The sequence below is a fragment of the Microbacterium salitolerans genome (assembly GCF_019720895.1).
Lineage (GTDB): Bacteria > Actinomycetota > Actinomycetes > Actinomycetales > Microbacteriaceae > Microbacterium.
Window position 1 is genome coordinate 17286 of sequence record NZ_JAHKSH010000009.1, and the last position, 24174, is coordinate 41459.

The following is a 24174-nucleotide window of genomic DNA, read 5'->3' on the forward strand; positions in this document are numbered from 1 at the left end:
CGCAGGAAATCTGCGCATGGCTCACTGTCATGCTAAAGCGCGATGCGCGCACGCGGGAGGGAAATCGATCACGAACAGTTCACAATCGCCTGAGCGCGGAGTGGGCGTCTCTGAGAGGATCGTCGGTGCACGCCACTCGTTCGCTTCTCGCACTCATCCACGGAGGATCCCTTGGCCGAGGTCGTCATCGTTCCCGATCGCGTCACCGCAGGCGGACTCGTCGCCGACGAGATCGCCGCCCTCCTGCGTCGCCGCCCCGACGCGGTGCTCGGACTCGCGACCGGGTCGACGCCGCTTCCCGTCTATCAGGCGCTGCGCGCGCGACTGGAGGGCGTCGACACCTCGCAGGTGCGCGGCTTCGCCCTCGACGAATACATTGGCATCGACCCCGCACACCCCGAGTCGTACTCCTCCGTCATCGCGCGCGAGGTCGTCGAGCCGCTCGGGCTCGACCCCGCGCTGATCCGCACGCCTCCGGCGGACGACCCCGACATCGCGACGGCCGGCGAACGCTACGACGACGCGATCCGCGCGGCGGGCGGCGTCGACATCCAGATCCTCGGCATCGGGACCGACGGCCACATCGGCTTCAACGAGCCCGGCTCGTCATTCGCCTCGCGCACTCGCGTCAAGACCCTCACGCGTCAGACGCGCGAGGACAACGCGCGCTTCTTCGACTCGATCGATGAGGTCCCGCGCCACTGCCTCACACAGGGCCTGGGCACGATCCTCGAGGCGCGGCACCTCGTGCTGCTCGCGTTCGGCGAGGGCAAGGCCGCGGCGATCGCGGGCGCCGTCGAAGGCCCCGTCACCGCCATGGTGCCCGGAACCGCGATCCAGCTGCACCCGCACGTCACGGTCATCGTCGACGAGGCGGCCGCGTCGAAGCTGCGGCTCGATCAGTACTACCGCGACACGTTCGACAACAAGCCCGCGTGGCAGGGGATCTGACGAGATCGGTCAGACGACGGGCGCGAACACCTTGCCGGGATTCAGCAGGTTGTGCGGGTCGAAGGCGGCCTTGATGTCGCGCTGCAGCCGCCACTGATCGTCGCCGAGCTCGTCGGCGAGCCACCGGCTCTTCAGGACGCCGACGCCGTGCTCACCCGTCAGCGTGCCGCCGAGGCGCACCGCCGCGCGAAACAGGTCGTCTGCGGCCGCCCACACGCGATCCGGCACCTCGTCTCCGTCGCCCTCGATGATGAAGTTCGGGTGCAGGTTTCCATCGCCCGCGTGGGCGACGGTCGGGATCGCGACGCCGTGCTCGCGTTCGATCGTCGCGATCTCGTCGAACATCGCCGCCATCTGCGAGCGGGGCACCGAGACGTCCTCGATCAGCGTGCGGCCGATCATCTCCATGGCGGGGTGCATGGCGCGCCGGATCCGCAGCAGCTCCTCGCCTCGCGCTCTGTCCCGCGTGAGCTCGACCTCGGCGCCGAGCGCCCGGAGCACCGCGGCGATCGCGTCGGCCTCCGCAGCTGATGCGGCCCCGTCCGTCTGGATCGTGAGCTGCGCAGCGCCCGCGACGGGATCGCCGAGCGCGAGCAGGCGGTGCGCGGCCGCGAGGCAGGCGGCGTCCATGAGCTCCATGATGGCGGGCTGGATGCCTGCCGCGGTGACGGCCGCGGACCCGACGGCGGCCGCGCGCACCGTGGGGAAGAGCGCCGTGACCGTGCAGTTGTCGCCGGGCGTGACGCGACGCAGCTTCAGCGTCGCGCCGACGATGACCCCGAGCGTGCCCTCGGAGCCGATCATGAGGCTCGTGACGTCGAGGCCCGTAACGCCCTTGACGCTGCGGTGGCCCATGCGGATCAGACGACCGTCCGCGAGCACGACGTCGAGGCCGAGGACGGCATCGCGCGTCACGCCGTACTTCGCGCAGAGCAGCCCGCCGGCTCCCGTCGCGATGTTTCCGCCCACCGACGAGATGGCGCGGCTGGCGGGATCGGGCGCCCACCAGAGGTCGTGCTCCGCGAGCTGCTCGTTGAGAGCGGCGTTGAGGATCCCCGGCTCGACGACCGCGAGCTGATCGGGGACGGAGACCTCGAGGATCCGCGTCATGCGCGCGAGGGACAGGGCGATCTCGCCCTCTCCGGCGGTGCCGCCGCCGGCGAGACCCGACATCGCGCCCTGCGTCACGACCGGTGTCCCTGTGTCGCTCGCGATGCGCATCACATGCTGCACGTCATCGATCGACTCGGCGTGGACGACCGCCAGCGGGCGGCCCGTGGCGACGTGCCCCGATTTGTCGCGCCGTGCGGCGTCGAGCACGACGGGGTCGACCGTGACGCGGGGGCCAAGTGCCTCGGCGAGGCGATCGATGACGGAAAGAGAGACGGCGGCGCTGCGGTCGGGCATGCCCACCAGGGTATTGCCGGGTGGCGTCAGCGTCTGTCGCGGCGCCCCACGAGCACGCCGACGACGACGCAGAAGAGGCCGACGACGAGACCCGCCCACGGCAGCTCGAGCGCCCAGAGAGCGAGCGTCGCGCTCACGAAGATCAGCAGCTCGACGAGGGCGCGGACGAACGGGTGCACGCGGAGCATGGCCCGGGGGGAGACGAAGACCGCCCACACCAGGATCGCGAGGATCGGTGCGCCGAGGCCGAACGCGATGCTCCACGGCAGAGGCCACGCGAGGAACCCCCAGAGCGCGAGGGACGCGACGGCGACGATCTCACTGAGGAGGCGGAGCACGTCGAGAGGCGTGATGCGGGGGCGCGAGACGCCGGCGACGGAGGTATCGGGCATGCCCACCAGTCTACGAACCGCTTCCTCACGGATCCGTCCATGACGCCGGCCCCTGCGGATGCGCGGAATGCTCTCGATGAATAGGCTGGGAGGATCCGCCGCGATCTGTCACCCGGGCAGGCGCGTGCGGTGCGAATCAGGGGAGAAACGTGGGTGGATTCTTTGCCGCCATCGGTGGCGTGGGGATCGTCATCGGGCTGGTCATCCTGTTGGTGGTCGCCGCGATCGTCGGGCTCATCGTCCTGCTGCTGATGCGCGCCTGGTACAAGGTCGCGCGCGCCGATGAGGCACTCGTCGTCGTCGGTCGAAAGCAGAAGAAGTCCGACGGGCTGACATCGAGCATCTCGGTGATCCGCGGCGGCGGAGCGGTCGTCAACCCGATCACGCAGCGCGCCGAGACGCTGTCGCTGCGCGCACGCCAGATCATGGTGCAGCCGACGGCGCAGTCGATCCAGGGCGTGACGGTCGATGTGACGGGGGTCGCGCTGGTCAAGGTCGGCTCCGACAACGAGTCCATCGCCCGCGCGGCCGAGCGCTTCGTCTCGCAGGACAAGGCCATCGAGGTCTTCACGACCGAGCAGCTCGAGGGTGCGCTCCGCGGCGTCGTCGCGACGCTGTCGGTCGAGCAGCTCATGCGCGATCGTCAGGAGCTCAGCGACCAGATCGCCACGCTCATCAAGAGCGACCTGGAGGAGCAGGGCCTCGTGCTCGACAGCTTCCAGATCCAGGGGATCACCGACGAGAACGGCTACGTCCACGCCCTCGGCGCCGAGGAGGTCTCGAAGGTCAAGCGCCAGGCCGAGATCGCTCGCATCGACGCGGAGCGTCAGATCAAGGCCCGCGAGATCTCGACGAGCGAAGAGACGCTGATCGAGCAGACGCAGTACGACAAGAACCAGGCGGCCGCGGCCGCCGACGTCGGCGAGGCCCGTGCCGAGGCCGAGCAGGCGGAGGCCCTGGCGCGTGCGCGTGCCGAGCAGGGCGTGCTCATGCAGCAGGCCGACAACAAGCAGGCCCAGCTCGACGCCGACGTCAAGCGCGTCGCCGACGCCTCGCAGTACGAGGAGCAGAAGAAGGCCGACGCGCGCGCCTACTCGCGGGTCAAGGACGCGGAGGCCGCCGCCGATGTGCAGCGCCGCGAGGCCGACATCAACGAGTACGAGCTCCAGAAGAAGGCCGACGCCGACGCGTACTCGCAGATCAAGGCGGCGGAGGCAGACGCGCAGAAGGCCGAGCGCAAGGCCGAGGCCATTCGCGTGCAGGCCGAGGCCGACGCCGACGCGGCGCGCGCCAAGGCGCAGGCGGAAGCCGACGCGATCCGTCTCGCCGGTGAGGCGAGGGCCGCGGCGATCGAGGCGGAGGCCGAGGCGCTGAAGCTCAACCAGGACGCCGTGCTCGCGCAGCGTTCGCTCGACGTCCTGGTGCCGATGATGACCGAGTTCGCGAAGGGATACGGCAACGTCGGCAACGTCACGGTGCTCTCCTCCGGATCCAGCGAAGGCGGAGCGACGGCCCACATGGCCGGCGAAGCCGCCATGGGCATGCGCGCCATGTTCGACACGGTGCGCGAGACCACGGGCATCGACCTGTCGAGCGTGCTCCAGGGCAACGCCATGGGCCGAGGCATCGCGACCGGCCAGCAGCAGGCGCAGGGCGACCAGCAGGCGCAGGGCGATCAGCAGGCGTCCGCGCCCCGCGCTCCCGCGCCGGCGGAAGCCTCCTCGGACCCCGCCGAGGGCTGACGCCTCGCACGACGACGGCGGCCTCGCACGATCCACGGATCGAGCGGGGCCGCCGTCGTCTGCGTCAGCGCGTGAAGTCGACCACGATCTTTCCTCGGACGTCGCCGGCTTCGAGGCGCTCGTAGCCCGTGCGGATCTCGTCGAATGCGATGGTGTCGAACTGCGGACGCACGCCGGTGCGCTCGACCGTGCGGAGCATGGCGTCGAACTCGGTGCGCGTGCAGCCGGTCGAGCCGATGATGCTGAGCTGCTGGAAGAAGATGCGCTGGATCTCGCTGGGCGCCATGCCTCCGGTCGTCGCGCCGCACGTCGTGATGACGCCGCCCGGGCGCACCGCGCGGAGCGAGTGCCGCCACGTGGCGTCGCCGACCGTGTCGACGACGACATCGACCTTCTCGGGCAGCCGGGCGCCCGATTCGAACGCGGCGTGGGCGCCCTGCGCGAGAGCGAAGGCGCGCTTCTCCTCCGTGCGCGCGGTCGCGTAGACCGTGGCGCCGGCGGCCGACGCGAGGGCGATGCTCGCGCTGGCGACGCCGCCCGCGCCGCCCTGCACGAGGACGCGATCGCCCGGCTTCACGCCGGCGCGCGTGAACAGCATGCGGTACGCCGTGCCCCACACGATCCCGAGGCACGCGGCCTCCGCGAACGAGAGGGACGCCGGCTTGTCGACGACCATCTGGTCGGGCACGACGAGCTCGTCGGCGAGGCCGCCGTCGAAGTGCTCGCTGAGGATCCCGCGCCGCGGATCGAACGTCTCGTCGCCGCCTCCGCGCGCCGGATCCCCCCACACGGGGAACACGACGACCTCGCGACCGTCGTCGGTCACGCCGGCCGCATCGCACCCGAGGATCACGGGGATCCGCTCGGCGGGGTGCCCGACGCCCTTGAGCGTCCAGACGTCGTGGGGATTGAGCGACGCGGCGTGCACTCGCAGCCGCGTCCATCCGTCGCGCGGCTCGGGGCGCGCATGGTCGGCGTCGAGTGCGAGGCCCGAAAGCGGATCTTCGGCGGACTGCGAGATGGCGACGGCTGCGCGCATAGGGGGCTCCTTCGGGGATCGAGATCGATTGCGACGTGCGTCAGGCGCGGAGGGCGAGGGCGAACGGCAGGACGGCGGTCGCGCCGGCGCGCCGCAGCTCGCGGGCGGCGATCGTCGATGTCCAGCGGCTGTCGACGAGATCGTCGATGAGGAGGACGGGACCCTTCGGCATCTCGATGTCGTCGGCGGAGAACCGGCCGTGCAGGTCGGCGACGCGGAAGGCGCTGTTGCCGCCGGGCCGCGGAGCGGGCGCGGCGGGGTCGAGCGTGAGGGCTCCCAGGAAGGGGAGACGCCCGATGCGGGAGATGCCCTCGGCGAGCGACCGGACGAGTGCGGGACGGGTGCGGGACGGCACGGATGCGATCGCGACGGGGCGCTCGTCCCAGCCCCATTCGGCGAGCACGCGCACGCACGCGTCGAGAAGGCGCGGGGGGACGTCCTGATCGGGCGCGGCCGGGGCGAACAGCTCACGCAGCGGACCGCCCCAGCCGAGATCGGTGAGGCGCGCGAGCGCGCGCCCCGGTGACGCCTGCGCCTCTGCGGGGATCCGCCCCTTGAGCGGCACGCCGAGGCGGTCGAGGCCCGTCGGCCACTGTCGTCGCGGCTCGATCGGGACGCCGACGCGATCGATCGCCGACGCGGCTGCGGTCGTCGACTCCTGGACGACGTCGGCCGTGAGCCACGAGCCGGCGCAGTTGTCGCAGCGACCACAGGGCACGGCCGTCTCGTCGTCGAGTCGGCGCTGAAGGAACTCCATACGGCAGTCGCTCGTCTGCTCGTACGCGAGCATGTCGTTCTGCTCGGCGCGTCGCTCGTCGGCGATACGGCCGTATCGCTCGGCGTCGTATGCCCACGCCTCGCCCGTCGAGGTCCACCCTCCCTTCACGCGCTGGACCGCGCCGTCGACATCGAGCACTTTGAGGAGGAGCTCGAGACGTGTGCGGCGGATGTCGACGATCGTCTCGAGCGCTGCGGTCGACAGCGGAGCGCTCGATTCGCCGAGCGCTGACAGCACGCGCTCCGCGCGCTCCTGATCGGGCATCGACGCCGTCGCGAAGTAGTGCCAGATATCGGCGTCCTCCGGTCCCGGCAGCAGGACCACATCAGCGGACTCGGTGGCGCGCCCGGCGCGCCCGACCTGCTGGTAGTACGCCACGGGGGAGGACGGCGCGCCGAGGTGCAGGACGAAGCCGAGATCGGGCTTGTCGAACCCCATGCCGAGCGCGCTCGTCGCGACGAGCGCCTTGACCTGGTTGCCTTTCAGCAGGCTCTCGGACTCCTCGCGCTCGTCGGCGTCGCTCTGTCCCGTGTAGGCGCGCACCTCGTGCCCGTGCTCGCGCAGCAGCTGCGCCGTGTCGACCGCGGCCGACACCGTGAGGGTGTAGATGATGCCGGAACCGGGCAGCTCGTCGAGGTGACTCAGGAGCCAGGCCAGGCGCGCCGTGGCGTCGGGAAGGGTCAGGACGCTCAGGCGCAGCGACGAACGCGCCAGCGGGCCGCGGATCGTCGTGACCTCGTCGGCGCCCAGCTGATCGACCACGTCGGCGACGACGCGAGAGTTGGCGGTCGCCGTCGTGGCGAGTACGGGCACGCCCGCCGGCATCTGCGCGATGAGGTCGCGCAGGCGGCGGTAGTCGGGGCGGAAGTCATGGCCCCAGTCGCTGATGCAGTGCGCTTCGTCGACCACGAGCATGCCGATGCGTCGCACGAGCGCGGGGAGCTGCGCGTCGCGGAACGTCGGGTTGTTCAGTCGTTCGGGGGAGACGAGGAGCACGTCGACCTCGTCGGCGTCGAGGCGCGCACGCACGTCGTTCCACTCGTGCGCGTTCGTCGAGTTGATCGCGACGGCGCGCACACCCGCGCGCTCGGCGGCCTGGATCTGGTCGCGCATGAGGGCGATGAGCGGAGACACGAGGATCGTCGGCCCCGCGCCCTGGGCACGCAGGAGCGCCGTCGCCACGAAGTACACGGCGGACTTGCCCCAACCTGTGCGCTGCACGACGAGCGCGCGTCGCCGAGCGCCGACGAGCGCGTCGATCGCCTCGAACTGTCCCTCGTGGAACGTGGCGTCATCGCGGCCGACGAGACGCCGAAGCGCGTCGAGTGCGGCGGTGCGGAGGGAGTCGTCCGTCATTCCGTCAGTCTGTCAGCGACGTGCCGAGGGGCGGCGGGGAACGTCTCTGCGTCACCAGCGATCGTGCACCTGCGGCCGGATCTTCTCGTCGTAGAGCGCGCGCACGTCGTCCAGGAACGATGTCGGGAGCGGATCCACGTCGGCGGCCGCCGCGTTGCCGCGCGCCTGTGCCGCGTTGCGCGCGCCGGGGATCACCGTCGTGACGCCGGACTGCTGGACCACCCACGCGAGAGCGGCTGCGGAGGGCTCGACGCCGATCTCCCGCGCGAGGGCGGAGAAATCGGCCGCCGCCTCGACGCCGGTCGCGAAGGGGACGCCCGCGAACGTCTCGCCCACGTCGAATGCGGAGCCGTCGCGGTTGAAGGTGCGGTGGTCGTCGGGCGCGAAGGTCGTGTCGGCCGTGTAGCGACCCGACAGCAGGCCGCTCGCGAGCGGCACGCGCGCGATCACGCCGACGCCGGCCTGCTCGGCGGCGGGCAGCACGCGTTCGAGCGGCTTCTGCCGGAACGCGTTGAGGATGATCTGCACGCTCGCGACGTGCGGGCGCTCGATCGCTGAGAGCGCCTGGTCGCACGTCTCGACACTGACGCCGTACGCCGAGATCGCGCCCTCGTCGACGAGGGCGTCGAGGTCGTCGAAGACGTTATCGGAGGCGAACACGGCGTCCGTCGGGCAGTGCAGCTGGACGAGGTCGAGTGTGTCGACATCGAGATTGCGGCGCGAGCGGTCGGTCCAGTCGCGGAACGCATCGAGCGACGCGTACCGCAGCGATGGCTCGGGCGCGCGGCGGATCATCTTCGTCGCGACCGTGCCGTCCCATTCGGGGTTCGCGCGCCGCCAGGAGGCGATGCGCTGCTCGCTGCGGCCGTCGCCGTAGACGTCGGCCGTGTCGAGGAACGTCACGCCCTGACCTGCGGCTTCGTCGAGGACGTCGAGAGCCGCGAGCTCATCGACCGAGCCCCAGTCTCCGCCGAGCTGCCACGTGCCGAGTCCGACGACCGACACCTCGCGCGCCGTCCGCCCCAGGATCCGTTGTTCCACAGTCGCTCCTCGTCGTCGATGTGTGGGTCAGCCTAACGACCGCTCGACCGCGCCGGGCGCGGTTGACTTTGAATCGAAGATATGTTCGAATGTCGGCATGCGGTGGAGTGGACAGAAGATCGATGATGCGTCCGCCGCCGAGCCTGCGCTCCTCGCGATCTCGGGGCTCGTGCGCACCACCCGCACGCCCGAGTTCGCCGGTCTCACGTTCCACGAGGTCGTGGCCAAGTCGGCGCTTAACCGCGTCCCCGACGCGAGCCCGATGCCCTTTCGGTGGACCATCAACCCGTATCGGGGCTGCAGTCATCAGTGCGTCTACTGCTTCGCCCGCCAGACGCACACCTACCTCGACCTCGACGCCGGCGACGACTTCGATCGCCAGGTCGTGGTGAAGGTCAACGTCGCCGATGTGCTGCGCGCCGAGGTCGGACGGAGATCGTGGCGGCACGACCTCGTCGCGCTCGGCACGAACACCGACCCGTATCAGCGGGCCGAAGGGCGCTACGAGCTCATGCCGGGCATCATTCGCGCCCTCGGCGAGAGCGGCACGCCGCTGTCGATCCTCACGAAGGGCACGCTGCTGCGTCGCGATCTGCCGCTGCTCCGGCAGGTGGCCGAGCACGTGCCCGTCGACATCGCGATGTCGATCGCCGTGTTCGACGACGAGCTGCAGAAGTCCGTCGAGCCGGGCACGCCGTCGACCGCTGCGCGGCTCGCGACGGTGCGGGCCGCCGTCGAACAGGGGTTCCGCGTCACGGTCTTCCTCATGCCGATCATGCCCTGGCTCACCGATCAGCCCGAGCATCTCGAACGCGCGGTGGCGGCGATCGCCGAGGCAGGAGCCGCGCGTGTGGTGTTCGGTGCGCTGCACCTTCGCCCCGGCGCACGCGAATGGTTCCTCGACTGGATCGCCCGGGAGCATCCGGAGCTCGAACGCGGATACCGCTCGTTCTATGAACGGTCCTCGTCCGCCCCGGCGGCGTACCGGCGCCAGCTGTCGGCGCGCATGCGCACGTTGCTGCGCCGACACGGACTCGATCCGCGCGACGATGAGGATCAGCCGGAGATGAGGCGCGCGGCGCGGGTCGCTTCTCGGGCGCACCAGCTGCCGTCCCTCGAGCCGACCCCGCTGCCGACGCTGTTCTGACGCGCCGAACGGCGTTCTCTCTGGGTCACGTCGGTCGACCGGAGGTTCTCCGCCCCGCAGGGCGGAGAACCTCCTTCATCGTGATGTCAGGCGAGTGCACCACGCAGTTCGGCGGCCGCGCCCGACACGTCCGGTGCGCCGTAGATCGCACCGCCGGCGACGGCGATCTGCGCCCCCGACTCGCGCACGGCCGCGATCGACGAGGCGTTGACGCCGCCCGCGACCGAGAACGGCACGCCCGACGCGCGACCCGCCTCGAGGAGGCCGTCGAGCGAGTAGCCCTCCTGTGCCTGCTCGTCCAGGCCGGCGTGCATCTCGACGAAGTCGGCGCCGAGGGCGACGACCTGCTGCGCCCGGGTCGCCTTGTCGGCGATGCCGATGAGGTCGACGACGACGCCCTTGCCGTGCTGCTTCGCCGCCTCGACTGCGCCGAGGATCGTGCTGTCGTCGGCCGCCCCGAGGATGGTCACGAGGTCCGCCCCGGCGGCGAATGCGATGTCGGCCTCGAGCGCTCCCGCGTCCATCGTCTTGAGATCGGCGAAGACGACCTTGTCGGGGTGGGCCTCCTTCATCGCGGTGATCGCCGAGAGGCCTTCGCTCTTGATCAGCGGTGTGCCGAGCTCGAGGATGTCGACGTGGTCGGCGGCGGCGGCCGCGAGCTCCAGCGCCTTCTTGGTGGTCAGGGTGTCGATGGCGAACTGGATCTGCATGGTCCTGCTTTCTGTGAGGGCGTCGAGGCGAGTGGCGTCGACGGGGTCATTCGAGGTTCGCGTGGCGGGGCCAGAGCTCGTCCGCGGTCGCGCCGCCTCGTCGCCATAGGGCGTCGAAGAGCGCGTCGCCGAGGAGCACGACCACCTGTTCGAACAGGCTTCCCGCGTACTGCGCGGAGGTGGAGCCCGAGCGGTCGAGCTTGCCCGCAGCGGGTACCGGCACGACCGTGTCGGCCAGATCGGCGAGCGGCGAGGCCGGATCGGTCGTGAGGGCGGCGATCGCCGCCCCGGCATCGCGAGCTGTCGTCGCGGCTCGGACGATGCCGCCGGTCGTGCCCGATCCGCTCGCCGTGAGCAGCAGGTCGCCTGCCGCGATCGCGGGGGTCGTCGTCTCGCCGACGACGTGCACGGCGAGGCCCAGGTGCATGAGGCGCATGGCCGTCATCCGCAGCGCGAGTCCGGAGCGGCCGGCGCCGAGCACGAAGATGCGGCGAGCGGAGAGCACCGCCTCCTCCAGCTGCGCGAGCGAGGGCTCCTGCGTGTGCGCGACGTCCTCGAGGGCGCGTCGCACCTCGTCGGAGACGCGGTCGACGGCCGTGAGCGCTTCGGTCTGCGACGTGATCATGGCTCGATCCTGCAGGCGTCGTCGCGTGTGCGCTGTCCGCCGGATGGGTACATCCACTAGCCGTTCGGGTAGTGGCCGCCGAACGGCTACCCTGGGCCCATGGCGACGGTCTCTCACATGCGGTCGGCGCGCGTGCGCGAGTCGGAACAGGCTCGCGCGCTCGCCGAGCAGTCCGATCGGCACGCCGTCGTGCTCGAATCGATCCTTGCGCCGCTGCGCGCGTCGCGACTCGACGACCGCGCGGCGCGGCAGGCCGCCCTCGACATCGCCGCCGGGGCGCTCGTCGAGGTGCGCACGACGGCCGACGAACGGCGGCAGGACTTTCTCGAACCGGTCGTCGGGGCGTTCGAGCGGCTGAAGCGCGACCTGCGCCCGCTCGTGCGCTTTGGCCAGCTCGACGTCCAGTTCGTCGAGCCGCCCTCCAACGGGCGCGCGCTGCCGGGCGACGTGGCGCAGTCGGCCCGCGCGATCGTGAGGAGTGCCGTGCTGGCCTTCGTCGACGCGGCGGAGGCGACACGCGTGCGGATCCAGTGGGACTGCGACGGGCTCAATCTCCTCATCGCGATCCGCGACGACGGGAATGGCGAGCTGGATGCCCATGATGACACCCTGCGGCCCATCGCCGAGCACGTGACGGCGCTCGACGGGCGGCTCGAGGTGGCATCGACGCCCGGCTGGGGGACCGACCTCGGCATCACGATTCCGCTCGATCCCGTGCAGCCGACGGCTCTCGGCGACGACCTGACCGACCTCACAGCGCGCGAGCGCGACGTGCTGCACGGCCTCGCCTCGGGGTCGCGCAACGACGAGATCGCCCGTGAGCTGCGCATCAGCGCGCACACGGTCAAGTTCCACATCTCGAAGCTGCTCAAGCGCACGGGTGCGCGGAACCGCGCGGAGCTCGCCGCCCTGTACGGCGCGGCGCCGACGACCCGATAGCGGCGCGACGTGGCCCGAATGCACGAGATCCCCTGGTCAGAAGGAATACTGACCAGGGGATCGCAATGGCGGAGGATGGGGGATTTGAACCCCCGAGGGCTTGCACCCAACACGCGTTCCAAGCGTGCGCCATAGGCCGCTAGGCGAATCCTCCTCGGCCCGCCAGGCGGGCCTCGGACAATGTTACCCGTCACGGTCCGCTGCGACCAATCGGGCGTGTGTCCCGAGTGATCAGGATTCGAGAAGCGCCGAGCGGCAGGCGGTCGTAGCGTGACATGTGCATGATTCGAGAGTGACGACCGGGAGGACGGACATGACCGACACGAAGAGCGGTTTCAGCGACGACGAGCGCGCCGCGATGAAGCAGCGCGCCGAGGAGCTGCGCTCCACGAAGGGGCTCAAGGGAGCGGCGAAGCTTGCCCGCGAGCTCGAGGCGTGCGTCGCGGCGATCGACGAGCTCGAGGGCGTCGACCGCGCGGTGGCGACGCGGCTGCACACGATCGTCAGCGAGGAGGCGCCCGACCTCGCCCCGAAGACCTTCTACGGCTTTCCCGCCTATGCGCGCGAGGGAAAGGTTCTCGTGTTCTACCAGCCCGCCTCGAAGTTCGAGACCCGCTACGGCACGGTGAGCTTCGATGACATCGCGAACCTCGACGACGGCGAGATGTGGCCGGTTTCATTCGCGGTCATCGACATGACTGAAGCCGCCGAGAAGCGGATCCGCGAGCTCGTGCGCCGGGCGGTCAGCTAGCAGGGACGTCGCCTGACGCCGCGCGTGCCCACAGCGAGCGGGGGAGGAGGAACCTTCTCACGCGGGCGGGCGCGGCGTCGGAGCGGAGCGAGCGGGCGACCGTGCGCAGCGGCCCCGTCAGGTCGTCGTCGGGCGCGGGCCGGGCGGCGAAGGACCAGTGCTCGACGGCGGAGACGAGGCGCTCGACGTCCGGATCCGGCGCGCCCCGCGCGACGAGGCGCGTCCCGAGCGCGCGCGGCGACTCCGACTCATGGACCGGGACGTCGGCGTCGAACGCGATCGCTCGGAGCTCCTGCCAGGCGCGCATCACGTCGCCGCGGCGCGCGGCGCTCAGGCGGCGCACACGGAGCGTCTGACGGATCAGCGCCGGCAGGAGCAGCAGTGCGCCCACCGCGACCGCGACGGCGAACCAGGCGGAACCGGCCCCCGAATCCGTCGAGGATCCCGGGGCATCCTCCTCAGTCGCCGAATCGGTGGGCGCCGTGGAGGGCGTGGCCACCGCATCAGGGGCGTCGGACGGCTGCGCCGTCGCCCCGGGCGAGTCGGTGGGCGTCGCCGTCGCGCCCTCCTCGGCGATGACGCCCTGCGACGAGGCGACGCCGGGGGTCGGATCGAACGCGGTCCAGCCGATTCCGACGAGGTATGCCTCTGGCCACGCGTGCAGCTGGCCGCTGTCGACGGAGAACACCATCTGGTCGTCGATGCGTACGCCCGTCGGTGTGCCGGGCAGATACCCGATCGCGATGCGCGTGGGCACGTCGAGTGAGCGCGCCATCATCGTGAACGCCGCCGCGAAGTGCACGCAGTAGCCTTCGCGCACCTCGAGGAACTGCTCGACCGCGGCGATGTCGCTGCCGTCGAATCCGTCGTCGACGGGGGTCTCGAGCGAGTAGGAGAATCGGTCCGATCGCAGCCAGTCCTGCAGCGCCAGGAGGGATTCGTACGGACCGCCGGATCCGCTCGTCACCTCGCGCGCCATCCGCCCGATCGCGCCGTTCGTGACGGACCGTGGGATCTCGAGCGCCGTGGTCGGCACCTGCTCGCCGAGGGCGGCGTCGTCCGCCCATGGCGATCGCTCCGCCTGTTCGCGGGTGGGCGAGACGTCGTAGGCGTCGATGCCGTACTCCTCGCCGAACGACGACACGTCGACACGCGTTCCGGACTGCGCGGTGCGGTTCTCGAGCGCCTGCCACCCGTCGCTCGCGCCGGAGACGGCCACCGCGTCGGGGACGAGCGGCAGGTAGGCGGCGTCGAGCTCGACGTCGGTGATCCAGGTGCGGGTCTCCGTCATCTCGACCTCGCCGACCGCGCCCGACGGCTCGAGGGCGGGGAATCCGTCCGCGAGGGGGGTCCTGCGCCCGACGTCGACGTGCCACCCCTGCTCGTCGAAGCGCGTGTGCGTCGCGAGCCGCAGGTACGGTGCGTAGCCGCCGTTCGTCCGCACGCGCATGACCTCCGTGCCACCTGCGTTGCGCAGATCGTCGCCGAGATCCAGCGAGACGTCGATGCTCGTGGGCCTCGCGAACATCCCGGCATCGGCGACCGGGGACACGGGCACGAGCGGCGCGATCGCGAGGCCGGCGACCGTCGCGAGGACGGCGACGGCGCCCGTGGCCCCCGCGGCGGATCCTCGCTGCCACCTCCGTGCGAGGGATCCGCCGTGCGTGCCGCTCGCGATGAGGGCGAGGCACGCGACGACGAACGGGATCGCGAGGAACACGTGGTCTCCGCGCGGAACCGCGAGCTGCGGCACGATGAAGAGCAGGGCGAGGGGGAGCACCGCGAGGATCGGAAGGCGTGCGGCGATCGCGATCTGATCGATGACGAGCGCGAACAGCGCGAAGGCCGAGATGAGGACGAACGCGAGCGGCGGCTGGACGGCCAAGGGGGCGATCCCGTTCACGACCTCGTCCACCGCGGAACCGAGAAAGCGCGGCAGACCCCATCCCTCGGGGCCGGGGACGAGGCCGCCGATCACCGGGCCGGGATAGCTGAGCGCCGTCGCGACGGCCCAGGCGAGGAGGCCGGCGACCACCGCGAGGCCGGGCCGGACGAGGCGGCCGCCGTATGCGGCGAGCAGCACGGCCGCCGTCACCAGGATCGCGGGAGTCAGCCATGACGGAAGGAGGAGCGTCGTGAGCGGGAGCATCGCCGTCACGACGGCGGCGAAGACGGCGAGCGTCGGAGCGATGCGCGGGCGTCGTCGGGACGGGGGCTGCGCGTCGTCGCTCATCGCGGGCTTCCCGTGAGCGCATCAGCCCAGGAGGATCCGATGTCGCGCGTGAGGACGGCGGTGCGCCAGCCGTGGTCGACGGCGTCGTCGAGCGCCTCGTCTGACGGGTCTGCGGTCAGCAGCACGTGCACGGCGCGCGAGGTCACGCGCGGCGCGGTCGCGCCGACGCGCACGACGACGCCGCCCCGCAGTGACGGGTTCTCGTCGTGCAGGCGCACGCGTCGGCGCTCGAGCGTCGCGCAGGTGCGGAGGAACGACTCGAACGAGGCGTGGTCGGCGACCGTCGCGAGGCTCTGGCCCTCTGTCGACTCGACGAGGGTGGAGAATCCGTCGTCGAGAAGCCGGGCGACGACTGACGCGCACGCACTGACGGCGATGTCGAAGGCGTCGTCGCTGCGCCACACGTCGGGCGCGGGATCCAGCTGCACGACGGCGTGGGGGGTCGTCTCGCGCTCCTCTTCGCGCACCATGAGGTCGCCGTGGTGCGCCGAGGCGCGCCAGTGGACGCGGCGCATGGAGTCGCCCGCGACGTACGGACGCGGGATGAGGTTGTCGGCGCCGTGGCCGAGGCGCTCGATCTGCGTCGGGCTGTCGCCGTCATCCGCGCCGAGTCCGCGGAGCGACCGCAGCGGCACGACGGGGGGAACGGCGACGACCTCGGCCGGTTCTCCGACGTCGACGACGCGCCGCGCGCAGCCGAACGGTGCCAGCAGCGTGAGCCGCATGGGGCCGATCCGGTGGGCGCCGCGCCGTTCGGCGACGACGGTCTGCTCGACGTCGGTCACGCCGCGGCGCGCCGCGTCGGGGGTCGCCTCGACGCCCCGCGGCGTGAGGTCGAGAGCGGAATCGATGAACGCCGTGCTGCCGCCTGTGAGGGACACGACCACGCGGAACGGCTGACCCACGGTCACGGTGTCCGATGCGAGCGTGCGCGCCTTCACGCGCGGGAGGGGCACCGCACGGACGATCAGGCACGCGACGGGAACGACGCATGCGAGCGCCGCGCCGAGGAAGGTGAGCTCGAGGCGATCGAGCAGGGACCCGGTGAGGGCCAGGAGCGCGCCCATGACGAGCAGGGCGACGCCGCGCCGAGTGAGATGGATCCCCCGGCGCCCGGGCCGGTGGGGGACGGCCTCGGTCACCGATCCGCCAGGGGGACCGCGACCGACTGCACGACCTCGTCGATGATGCGCGGGATCGGATCCGCTGCGCGCCGTCCCGCGGCCGCTGTGCGCGTCGGGATGAGGCGATGCGCGAACACGGACCGGGCGAGGTCGGCGATGTCGTCGGGGATCACGAACGCGCGCCCCTGCAGCGCCGCCCAGGCCTTCGCGGCCCGCACGAGATGCAGGGTCGCACGAGGGCTCGCCCCGAGCCGCAGATCGGGATGGGAGCGCGTCGCCTGCGCGATCGACACGGCGTACTGCTCGATGAGCGTCGAGACGTGCACGCGATGCGCGAAGTCGATGAGGCGCGAGATGCCGTCGAGTGTGACGACCGGGCGGATCTGCGTGAGCGGGTTCGATGTGTCGCGCTGGCGCAGCATGAGGGCTTCGGCCTGCGCGTCGGGATAGCCCATCGACATGCGCATCATGAAGCGATCGAGCTGCGCCTCGGGGAGCGCGTACGTCCCGTCCATCTCGAGAGGATTCTGGGTCGCGACGACGAGGAAGGGATCCGGCAGCAGGTGGGTGTGTCCGTCGACCGACACCTGCCGCTCCTCCATGGCCTCGAGCAGGGCCGACTGCGTCTTCGGAGAGGAGCGGTTGATCTCGTCGGCGATGACGATGTTCGCGAAGACGGCGCCGCGCGTGAACTCGAACTCCCGGTTCGCGGGGCTGAAGATCGACACGCCCGTGACGTCCCCCGGAAGCAGATCCGGCGTGAACTGGATCCGCCTGACATCCGCATCGATCGACGCGGCGAGCGCCCGCGCGAGCATCGTCTTGCCGACGCCCGGAACGTCCTCGAGCAGCAGGTGACCCTCGGCGAGCAGCACGACGAGCGACGAGCGGATCGCGTGCTCCTTGCCGTCGATCACGCGCCGCATCGCCTCCGCGATCCGATTCGTCGTCTCGCGGAACTCCTCGGGAGTCATCGTCGTCTCGGGCATAGCGCCACACTAGCCAGCGCAGGTGTCGCGGACGACGGGCGAACCGAGCATCGCAATCCGGCTGTTAGACTTTCGGACGGCTCTCCGCGTGACGGCACCCAGGCCAACTCCCCCAGGACGGAAACGTAGCAAGGGTAACCGGGCTCTGCCGGGTGCGCGGAGAGTCCTTTTTTGTGCCCGAGAAGCGGGCGCCGAGACGCGCCGCGGCGCCCCGGCACCCGACCGGTTCAACGACTGTTTCCGTGCGGGAACGTCACGCGATACTCCACGACGTCGCCGTCGGCGGACGTGACCGTGACCGTGGCCTCGCGATGCGGCAGCCGCGCCTGCGACACGTCGACCCGCGCGCGCGGATCGTGCGCCTCGGCGGCGACCTCCGGGACGTGGATCCCGCGGTACCCGCGCACGCTGTACTCCGTCGTGTCGGGCGCGAAGCCCGGGACGGGCTCGCCGTCGAGCGTCAGCGCGTCGAGCGTGGCGTCGGATCCGTCGATGCGCGCGAACGTCCACGCCTGATTGGCGCCGTTGTTGGCGGGCCACGTGCCGACGGGGGAGCCGTCTGCCGTCGACTGGCCGCCCACGTCGAGGGACTCGGCGGTGTCGGCGCTGACCAGGCTCCAGGTGCGGCCGTCGGTCGTCGTCGGAATCCAGTGCTGGGCCGGATCCGCGGCGTCCGGGGAGGCGAGCGCGGTTCCGCCGCCTTCTCGCGCGGCGAGGGCGTGGCCGTCGCCGTCCGTCAGCAGCACCCGCTCGCGGTTCGTGACGCCGTCGGTGAGGCGATCGATCGTCCAGCCCTGACCCGCGGCGAACGGATCCGCCGCCGCCGTCTCGATCGTCGCGCCCGCTTCCGCGTCCGCGTCGGCCGCGGTCAGCGCCTTGTCGCTCTGCCTGCCCGTGACGACGTAGCTCTCGCCGTCGACGACCGGAGCGGCGTCCTCCGCGACACCGGTCACGCCATCGACGACGAGGGTCGTGACCGACTTGGCAGGGACGGCGACCGATGCGCTCGCCGCGTCGGCGTCGATCGCGATCGGCTCTCCCTCGACGAGCGCGTTCGCGGTGGGGTCCTCCGCGGGCGACTCGGTCGTGATGATCGGGGTGATCGTCGCGCCCGGAGCGATCTCGCCGAACTTCGACAGGTCGATCTCGAGCGTGCGGCCCGCCGCGGAGTCGTTCACGTGCACGAGCGTGGCGCCGTCGCCCGACGCGTCGAGCGCGGCGGTCGTGCGGTCGTCGCCCGCCGGGATGAAGCGGTCGCCTGGTCCGATGTGGTGGGTGAAGTTGCGCACCGTGTTGAACTTGGCGTTCGTGAGGACTCGGCATGACGGATCCGCGTCGCCGTCGGCGATGCGCCGCACCGAGTCGCCGTTCTCATCGCAGTCGAAGTCGATGAAGACGCTGCCCCAGTTGAGATCCTCGACGCGCTCCATGTTGTAGGTGTCCTCGACCGGCTGCCAGAACACCCAGGCATTCGGCTCGAGCTCGCGCATGTCGTCGACGATGCGCGTCGCCATGCCGATGCCGTTGTCGATGTTCGTGAGGTTGAAGCCCGTGCCGTCCCAGTCGCCCTCGACCTCGCTCATCCAGAGGCGCGTGTCCTCGGCCTTCGCGAGGTCGCGGACGACGACGCGGTCGCCCGTGCCGTAGGTGTGCACGTTCATCTGGTCGACGGCGGCCTTCGCCTCGTCGCCGTAGGTGCGCCAGTTGCGAGCGAAGGTCGTCGGATTGGTCTCGTCCATCGCCGCGATCTCGACGTCGGATCCGCCCTCCGCGAGCCGGGCGTCCAGGGCGCGGATCACCTGGTCCTGCATCTCGGGCCCGATGTGAGCGCCTTCCTGTCGGCTCGACGACGTCGGCCAACCGTCCTCGCCGAGCCACGTCGCCCAGTAGTCGGTGTTGGGCTCGTTGAACGGGTCGAGCGTCGAGAACTCGATGCCGTGCTCCTGCTCGATGTGCTCCGTCACGGTCGCGAGATATCCCGCGAAGTCGTCGACGCTCTCGGGCGCCAGCTGCTCCGCGGATCCGTCGCCGATCCCGCCCGAGACGAAGCCGCTCTCGGTGAGGAAGTAGGGCGGCGAATTGCTGAAGGCCTCCCACACGACATCGTCGCGCGCCGAGGACAGGGCGTCGATCCACCAGCGCTGCGTCTCATCGGCGGTGAGGTCGTAGTGGGCGGGGTCGTCGGCATCCCAGGCCGCGGCGTAGCGCTCGCGATCGGCGAACGACGACGTGACCTCGCCGTCGCCGTCACGGGCGCCGAGATCGGGGTTCCACCACCCGTCGACGGCGCCCCCGGGGCGGAGGTACGGCGGGACATCGGTCGCGTTGCCGCCCCCGATGTTGTAGCGCGCGATGTTGAGATTGAGGCCCTCCTCGCCGAACACCGCGTCGAAGAGGTCCTGGCGCACGTCCTCGGGGTAGCCGCCGGTCGCGTTCGCGAACCACACGAGGCTCGTGCCCCACCCCTGGAACGCGGGCCCCTGATAGGCGGGGTTCGGTGCGATGGACACCGTGTCGGCGTCATCGGCCGTGGCGGGCGCGGCCGCGACCAGCGCGCCTCCCGCGGCGAGGGCGGCGCATGCCGCGAGGGCGGCGCATGCCGCGAGGGCGGTGCTGCGTCGGAATCGGGTGGACCTCATCGTCGTCCCTTCGTCGAGTGAGCCGATGTTTGCGCAAACATCCCGTGCGCAGATCGACATCGGCGCGCGCGTCGTCGTCGGCGCCCGCGAGCGCCACTATGCCGGGTTCTGCGACGCGACCGCAACGGGCGACCCGGCGTACACGCGCCTCACTGCGATGTCCGATTTCCGCCAGCCGGCACCCCGCTCGCGTGCGACGCTGGACGCATGACGACGCCACAGATGTTCGACGAGCGGTATCGCGCCGTGAGCGCGCGGGATCGCCGCTTCGACGGGCAGTTCGTCACGGCCGTGCGGACGACGGGCATCTACTGCCGCCCGAGCTGCCCCGCGCGCACCCCGAAGCCGCAGAACGTCGACTTCTATCCGACATCCGCGGCGGCGCACGAGGCCGGCTTTCGCGCCTGCAAGAGGTGTCTGCCCGACGCCGCCCCCGGATCGCCGCAGTGGGACGCGCGCGGAGACACGGCGGCCCGCGCGATGCGGCTCATCCAGGCGGGCGTGGTCGACCGTGAGGGCGTCGCGGGGCTGGCGCGGCGGCTCGGCTACTCCGAGCGCCACCTCGGCCGGCTGCTGGGCGACGAGCTCGGCGCGGGGCCGCTCGCCCTCGCCCGCGCCCAGCGGGCGCACACGGCGCGGCTGCTCCTGACCGACACGGATCTCTCCGCGAGCGACGTCGCGTTCGCCGCGGGCTTCGCGAGCGTGCGCCAGTTCAACGACACGGTGCGGGAGGTGTTCGGCGTGACGCCGTCCGACCTGCGCGCGCGGGGCGCCCGGCACCGCGTCGCCGGCACCGCCGGCGCGATCACCCTCGCGCTCCCCGTGCGCGAGCCGTTCGACGTCGGCGGCGTCTTCGCGTGGATGGCCCCGCGGTCGCTCGCGGGCGTGGAGGAATCGGACGCGGCGAGCTTCGCGCGCACCCTCCGCCTCGCGCACGGATCCGCCTGGTTCCGAGTGCACCGCGCCGACCGACTCATCCTCACGGCCCATCTCGAAGACCTCCGCGACCTCGGCGCGCTCGTCTCGATCGTGCGCCGACTGTTCGACCTCGACGCCGACCCGCACGCGATCGACGGAGCCCTCCGGCAGCATGCCGAGCTCGCGCCGCTCGTCGCTGAGACGCCGGGGATCCGGGTGCCGGGCGCCGCCGACCCGCACGAGATGCTCATGCGCGCGATGGTCGGCCAGCAGATCTCGGTCGCCGCCGCCCGCACGCATCTCTCGCGTCTCGCAGACGCGCTCGGGGATCGGATCCGCATCGCGGGCGCCGAGCGGATCCTCTTCCCGACGTCCGCCCAGATCGCGTCGCGCGGGCACGAGGTGCTGCGCGGGCCAGCGAAGCGCGTGCAGGCGATCATCGGGGCCGCCGAGGCGCTCGCCGCGGGGGACCTCGTGCTCACAGAGGCCGACGACGCGGGCGAGCAGCGTCGTGCGCTCCTCGCGATGCCGGGAATCGGTGCGTGGACAGCCGACTACGTGCGCATGCGCGTCGCCCACGATCCCGACGTCCTCCTGCCCGGCGACCTCGTGCTGCGTCAGGGAGCCGCCCTCGCCGGCGCTCCCGCGGATCCGGCGCCGCTCGCCGCGTGGGCGGAACGACTTGCTCCCTGGCGCTCCTACGCCAGCGCGCACTTCTGGAGCCGCGCGCTCGCCGCACGACCCCTCACGAAAGGACCCTGACATGGCCACCTTCGCTCGACTCGAGACCGCCGACGGCCCCTTCTCGCTCATCGAAGACGACGGATCCGTCCTCGCGTCCGGCTGGACCGACGATGTCGACCAGCTGCGCGCGCGGATCCACCCCTCGCTGCGGCCGCAGGACGTCGCGCCCGGGGAGTCCGACGCGGCGGATGCGGTGCGCGCCTACTACGGCGGCGACCTCAAGGCGATCCGCGCCGTGCGCGTGCGTCAGCACGGCACCGATCTGCAGGCGCGCGGATGGGAGGCGCTGCGCGAGATCGTGCCCGGATCGCCCCTCACCTACACCGAATTCGCCGCGGCCCTCGGCTCCCCGAGGGCGGTGCGCGCCGCCGCCTCGATCTGCGCGCGCAACGCTCCCGCGCTGTTCGTGCCGTGTCATCGCGTGCTCCGGGGCGACGGATCTCTCGGAGGATTCGCGTGGGGGACCCCGGTCAAGCGCGCCCTCCTCGATCGCGAGAGCCGCTGACCATTCCGCACGTGCGCCGGCGCCGGTAGGTTGGGTCCGTGGCGAGAAGCATCTACATCACGTCCGCGGAGGGGCACTCCGGCAAGTCGACGATCGCGCTCGGAGTGCTCGATTCGCTGAGCCGCGTCGCGCCGCGTGTCGGGGTGTTCCGGACGATCGCGCGGTCGATCTCCGAGCGCGACTACGTGCTCGAGATGCTGCTCGACCACGACGGCGTCGACCTCTCGTACGACGAGTGCGTCGGCGTCACCTACGACGACGTGCGGGCGGATCCCGAGCGGGCGCTCGCCGAGGTCGTCGAGCGCTTCAAGCGGGTCGAGGCGCAGTGCGACGCGGTCGTCGTGCTCGGCAGCGACTACACCGACGTCGGCAGCCCGGCCGAGCTCGCCGTCAACGCGCGCATCGCCGCGAATCTCGGCACGCCCGTCCTCCTCGTGCTCGGCGGCCGCCAGCAGCAGGGCCAGATGGAGGCGCTCGGCGTGACGGCCGCGCGCTCGCCGCAGCAGATGGGGCAGATCGCGTCGCTCGCGGTCGGCGAACTGCGTCGCAGCAACGTCGAGCTCGCGGCGACGATCGTCAACCGGGCCGACGAGGAGTGCGCCGACGAGATCCTGGACGCCATCCGGGAGCACACCCCCGACGCCCCGGCGTGGGCGCTGCCGGAGGATCGTCTCCTCGTCGCCCCGACGATGGGCGACATCCTGCGATCGGTCGACGGCGAGCTCGTCAAGGGCGACGAGACGCTCCTCAGCCGCGAGGCGCTGGGCGTGACGGTCGCGGCGATGTCGATGGTCAACGTGCTCCCGCGCCTGCACGAGGGCGATGTGGTCATCATCCCCGCCGACCGCAGCGACGCCCTCCTCGCGACCCTCACGGCGAACAGCTCCGGGACGTTCCCGTCGCTCGCCGGCATCGTCCTGAACGGCGCGTTCGAGGTTCCCGAGGTCATGCAGCGCCTCATCGAGGGGCTCGCGTCGTCGATCCCGATCATCCGGGCGAAGGGCGATACCTACGCCACGGCGGTGCGCATCATGAACACGCGCGGCCGGCTCGCGGCGTCGAGTGCGCAGCGCTACAACCGTGCGCTGAGCCTGTTCGACCAGAACGTCGACATCGCCGAGCTCACGCGCGTGCTCGGCGTCGCGCGCGCGACGGTCGTGACGCCGCTGATGTTCGAGTACCAGCTCCTCGAGCGAGCGCGCGGCGACACGAAGCACATCGTCCTGCCCGAGGGCGACGACGACAGGATCCTCCGCGCCGCCGCCGTTCTTCTCGAACGGGGCGTCGCGAAGCTCACGATCCTCGGCGAGCCGTTCGAGGTGCGCGCTCGCGCCATCGAGCTGGGCCTCGACATCGCCGGCGCCGACGTGCTCAGCTCCTTCGACCCCGCGCACGTGCACAGGTTCGCGACGGAGTACGTGCGGCTGCGCGCCCACAAGGGCGTCACGTACGAGAAGGCGGCGGATCTCGTCACCGACGTGTCGTACTTCGGCACCATGATGGTGCACCTGGGCCTTGCCGACGGCATGGTCTCGGGGGCCGCGCACACGACGGCGCACACGATCCGGCCGTCGTTCGAGGTCATCAAGACGCGGCCGGACGTGTCGGTCGTGTCGAGCGTGTTCCTCATGGCGCTCGCCGATCGCGTGCTCGTCTACGGCGACTGCGCTGTCGTGCCGGACCCGTCGAGCACCCAGCTCGCCGACATCGCGATCTCGTCGGCCGCGACGGCGCGGCAGTTCGGCATCGATCCGCGCGTCGCGATGCTGTCCTATTCGACGGGGGAGTCGGGCACGGGGGTCGACGTCGACAAGGTGCGCGAGGCCACGGCGCTGGCCCGCGAGCGCGCGCCCGAGCTCCCGATCGAGGGGCCGATTCAGTACGACGCGGCCGCCGACGCCGCGGTGGCAAAGGCGAAGATGCCCGAGTCGGCCGTGGCAGGGCGCGCGACGGTGTTCGTGTTCCCCGACCTCAACACGGGCAACAACACGTACAAGGCGGTGCAGCGCTCGGCCGGGGCGGTCGCGATCGGGCCGGTCCTGCAGGGGCTCAACAAGCCGATCAACGATCTCTCGCGCGGTGCGCTCGTCGACGACATCGTCAACACGGTCGCCATCACCGCGATCCAGGCCCAGGGGAGCTGA

At 71.4% G+C, this 24174-nt stretch carries 20 protein-coding genes, 1 tRNA gene and 1 other RNA gene; 10 read left to right on the top strand and 12 right to left on the bottom strand.

Going from position 1 to position 24174, the window contains the following annotated elements; all coding sequences use genetic code 11:
* The first annotated feature begins 171 nt into the window (after positions 1–171).
* Positions 172–951 carry a glucosamine-6-phosphate deaminase gene (locus KOL93_RS15835; protein ID WP_221586395.1) on the top strand — a complete coding sequence of 260 codons (780 nt, stop codon included), beginning with the start codon at positions 172–174 and terminating at the stop codon, positions 949–951.
* A gap of 9 nt (positions 952–960) precedes the next feature.
* On the opposite strand, the gene KOL93_RS15840 is transcribed toward KOL93_RS15835, so the two are convergent.
* Together KOL93_RS15840 and KOL93_RS15845 are read right to left on the bottom strand one after the other, a co-directional pair.
* On the bottom strand, positions 961–2358 hold the full coding sequence (locus KOL93_RS15840) for an FAD-binding oxidoreductase (RefSeq protein WP_221586396.1): 1398 nt from the start codon (positions 2356–2358) through the stop codon (positions 961–963).
* Positions 2359–2384: 26 nt separating this feature from the next.
* Complete coding sequence (locus tag KOL93_RS15845; protein ID WP_221586397.1) at positions 2385–2750, bottom strand: YrdB family protein; 366 nt, start codon at positions 2748–2750, stop codon at positions 2385–2387.
* Between the two features lie 251 nt (positions 2751–3001).
* Here KOL93_RS15845 and KOL93_RS15850 point away from each other — a divergent pair, with 251 nt between their 5' ends.
* Complete coding sequence (locus KOL93_RS15850) at positions 3002–4492, top strand: SPFH domain-containing protein (RefSeq protein WP_221586417.1); 1491 nt, start codon at positions 3002–3004, stop codon at positions 4490–4492.
* A 64-nt stretch (positions 4493–4556) separates the two neighbouring features.
* Here the strand turns inward: KOL93_RS15850 and KOL93_RS15855 are convergent, their stop codons facing one another.
* The 3 genes from KOL93_RS15855 to KOL93_RS15865 are packed head-to-tail and all read right to left on the bottom strand — an operon-like array spanning position 4557 to position 8706.
* Positions 4557–5531: a zinc-binding dehydrogenase gene (locus KOL93_RS15855; RefSeq protein WP_221586398.1), complete on the bottom strand. Its 975-nt coding sequence runs from the start codon at positions 5529–5531 to the stop codon at positions 4557–4559.
* Positions 5532–5571: 40 nt separating this feature from the next.
* Positions 5572–7665 (bottom strand): RecQ family ATP-dependent DNA helicase, encoded by a 2094-nt coding sequence (locus KOL93_RS15860; RefSeq protein WP_221586399.1) that lies wholly within the window; start codon positions 7663–7665, stop codon positions 5572–5574.
* A gap of 51 nt (positions 7666–7716) precedes the next feature.
* Positions 7717–8706, bottom strand: a complete 990-nt coding sequence (locus tag KOL93_RS15865; RefSeq protein WP_221586400.1) for an aldo/keto reductase — start codon at positions 8704–8706, stop codon at positions 7717–7719.
* Between the two features lie 97 nt (positions 8707–8803).
* Between KOL93_RS15865 and KOL93_RS15870 the strand changes: the two genes are divergently transcribed.
* Positions 8804–9853, top strand: coding sequence for an Rv2578c family radical SAM protein (locus KOL93_RS15870; protein ID WP_221586401.1), 1050 nt, complete (start codon positions 8804–8806; stop codon positions 9851–9853).
* 86 nt (positions 9854–9939) lie between these two features.
* Here the strand turns inward: KOL93_RS15870 and hxlA are convergent, their stop codons facing one another.
* Together hxlA and hxlB are read right to left on the bottom strand one after the other, a co-directional pair.
* Positions 9940–10563, bottom strand: coding sequence for a 3-hexulose-6-phosphate synthase (gene hxlA, locus KOL93_RS15875; RefSeq protein ID WP_221586402.1), 624 nt, complete (start codon positions 10561–10563; stop codon positions 9940–9942).
* A gap of 46 nt (positions 10564–10609) precedes the next feature.
* Positions 10610–11188: a 6-phospho-3-hexuloisomerase gene (gene hxlB / locus KOL93_RS15880; RefSeq protein WP_221586403.1), complete on the bottom strand. Its 579-nt coding sequence runs from the start codon at positions 11186–11188 to the stop codon at positions 10610–10612.
* A gap of 99 nt (positions 11189–11287) precedes the next feature.
* Here hxlB and KOL93_RS15885 point away from each other — a divergent pair, with 99 nt between their 5' ends.
* Positions 11288–12127: a helix-turn-helix transcriptional regulator gene (locus tag KOL93_RS15885; RefSeq protein ID WP_260406671.1), complete on the top strand. Its 840-nt coding sequence runs from the start codon at positions 11288–11290 to the stop codon at positions 12125–12127.
* Between the two features lie 66 nt (positions 12128–12193).
* On the opposite strand, the gene KOL93_RS15890 is transcribed toward KOL93_RS15885, so the two are convergent.
* A tRNA-Ser gene (locus KOL93_RS15890) sits at positions 12194–12281 on the bottom strand.
* Between the two features lie 159 nt (positions 12282–12440).
* Between KOL93_RS15890 and KOL93_RS15895 the strand changes: the two genes are divergently transcribed.
* Complete coding sequence (locus KOL93_RS15895) at positions 12441–12878, top strand: iron chaperone (RefSeq protein ID WP_221586404.1); 438 nt, start codon at positions 12441–12443, stop codon at positions 12876–12878.
* Here the strand turns inward: KOL93_RS15895 and KOL93_RS15900 are convergent.
* Genes KOL93_RS15900 through KOL93_RS15910 form a run of 3 tightly spaced genes read right to left on the bottom strand, consistent with a single transcriptional unit; the run spans position 12871 to position 17224 of the window.
* Positions 12871–15111, bottom strand: coding sequence for a transglutaminase TgpA family protein (locus tag KOL93_RS15900; RefSeq protein WP_221586405.1), 2241 nt, complete (start codon positions 15109–15111; stop codon positions 12871–12873). The two genes, KOL93_RS15895 and KOL93_RS15900, sit on opposite strands and share 8 nt — an antisense overlap.
* Positions 15108–16253, bottom strand: a complete 1146-nt coding sequence (locus tag KOL93_RS16410; protein WP_221586406.1) for a DUF58 domain-containing protein — start codon at positions 16251–16253, stop codon at positions 15108–15110. Before KOL93_RS16410 ends, KOL93_RS15900 begins: the two co-directional genes overlap by 4 nt.
* Positions 16250–17224: an AAA family ATPase gene (locus tag KOL93_RS15910; protein WP_221586407.1), complete on the bottom strand. Its 975-nt coding sequence runs from the start codon at positions 17222–17224 to the stop codon at positions 16250–16252. Before KOL93_RS15910 ends, KOL93_RS16410 begins: the two co-directional genes overlap by 4 nt.
* Before the next feature lie 75 nt (positions 17225–17299).
* Here KOL93_RS15910 and ffs point away from each other — a divergent pair.
* Positions 17300–17396, top strand: an RNA gene (ffs, locus tag KOL93_RS15915) — signal recognition particle sRNA small type.
* Between the two features lie 55 nt (positions 17397–17451).
* Here the strand turns inward: ffs and KOL93_RS15920 are convergent.
* Complete coding sequence (locus KOL93_RS15920; RefSeq protein WP_221586408.1) at positions 17452–19863, bottom strand: glycoside hydrolase; 2412 nt, start codon at positions 19861–19863, stop codon at positions 17452–17454.
* Between KOL93_RS15920 and KOL93_RS15925 the strand changes: the two genes are divergently transcribed.
* From KOL93_RS15925 to pta, 4 genes are read left to right on the top strand one after another with little or no spacing between them, the layout of a single operon-like run.
* Positions 19853–20074: a hypothetical protein gene (locus tag KOL93_RS15925; protein ID WP_221586409.1), complete on the top strand. Its 222-nt coding sequence runs from the start codon at positions 19853–19855 to the stop codon at positions 20072–20074. The genes KOL93_RS15920 and KOL93_RS15925 overlap by 11 nt on opposite strands.
* Positions 20071–21543 (top strand): AlkA N-terminal domain-containing protein, encoded by a 1473-nt coding sequence (locus KOL93_RS15930; RefSeq protein ID WP_221586410.1) that lies wholly within the window; start codon positions 20071–20073, stop codon positions 21541–21543. The genes KOL93_RS15925 and KOL93_RS15930 overlap by 4 nt, the downstream gene beginning before the upstream one ends.
* Position 21544: 1 nt before the next feature.
* On the top strand, positions 21545–22030 hold the full coding sequence (locus KOL93_RS15935; RefSeq protein WP_221586411.1) for a methylated-DNA--[protein]-cysteine S-methyltransferase: 486 nt from the start codon (positions 21545–21547) through the stop codon (positions 22028–22030).
* 38 nt (positions 22031–22068) lie between these two features.
* Entirely contained in the window at positions 22069–24174 is a 2106-nt protein-coding gene (pta, locus tag KOL93_RS15940) for a phosphate acetyltransferase (protein ID WP_221586412.1), read from the top strand.

Excerpts from the sequence above, each read along its gene's own strand:
- KOL93_RS15935 (WP_221586411.1), top strand. The coding sequence starts at position 21,545 with ATGGCCACCTTCGCTCGACTCGAGACCGCCGACGGCCCCTTCTCGCTC.
- KOL93_RS15910 (WP_221586407.1), bottom strand. The coding sequence starts at position 17,224 with ATGCCCGAGACGACGATGACTCCCGAGGAGTTCCGCGAGACGACGAAT.
- KOL93_RS15895 (WP_221586404.1), top strand. The coding sequence starts at position 12,441 with ATGACCGACACGAAGAGCGGTTTCAGCGACGACGAGCGCGCCGCGATG.
- KOL93_RS15860 (WP_221586399.1), bottom strand. The coding sequence starts at position 7,665 with ATGACGGACGACTCCCTCCGCACCGCCGCACTCGACGCGCTTCGGCGT.
- KOL93_RS15870 (WP_221586401.1), top strand. The coding sequence starts at position 8,804 with ATGCGGTGGAGTGGACAGAAGATCGATGATGCGTCCGCCGCCGAGCCT.
- KOL93_RS15845 (WP_221586397.1), bottom strand. The coding sequence starts at position 2,750 with ATGCCCGATACCTCCGTCGCCGGCGTCTCGCGCCCCCGCATCACGCCT.
- KOL93_RS15920 (WP_221586408.1), bottom strand. The coding sequence starts at position 19,863 with ATGAGGTCCACCCGATTCCGACGCAGCACCGCCCTCGCGGCATGCGCC.
- KOL93_RS15885 (WP_260406671.1), top strand. The coding sequence starts at position 11,288 with ATGGCGACGGTCTCTCACATGCGGTCGGCGCGCGTGCGCGAGTCGGAA.
- KOL93_RS15855 (WP_221586398.1), bottom strand. The coding sequence starts at position 5,531 with ATGCGCGCAGCCGTCGCCATCTCGCAGTCCGCCGAAGATCCGCTTTCG.
- KOL93_RS15850 (WP_221586417.1), top strand. The coding sequence starts at position 3,002 with ATGCGCGCCTGGTACAAGGTCGCGCGCGCCGATGAGGCACTCGTCGTC.
- hxlB (WP_221586403.1), bottom strand. The coding sequence starts at position 11,188 with ATGATCACGTCGCAGACCGAAGCGCTCACGGCCGTCGACCGCGTCTCC.
- KOL93_RS15930 (WP_221586410.1), top strand. The coding sequence starts at position 20,071 with ATGACGACGCCACAGATGTTCGACGAGCGGTATCGCGCCGTGAGCGCG.
- KOL93_RS15900 (WP_221586405.1), bottom strand. The coding sequence starts at position 15,111 with ATGAGCGACGACGCGCAGCCCCCGTCCCGACGACGCCCGCGCATCGCT.
- hxlA (WP_221586402.1), bottom strand. The coding sequence starts at position 10,563 with ATGCAGATCCAGTTCGCCATCGACACCCTGACCACCAAGAAGGCGCTG.
- KOL93_RS15840 (WP_221586396.1), bottom strand. The coding sequence starts at position 2,358 with ATGCCCGACCGCAGCGCCGCCGTCTCTCTTTCCGTCATCGATCGCCTC.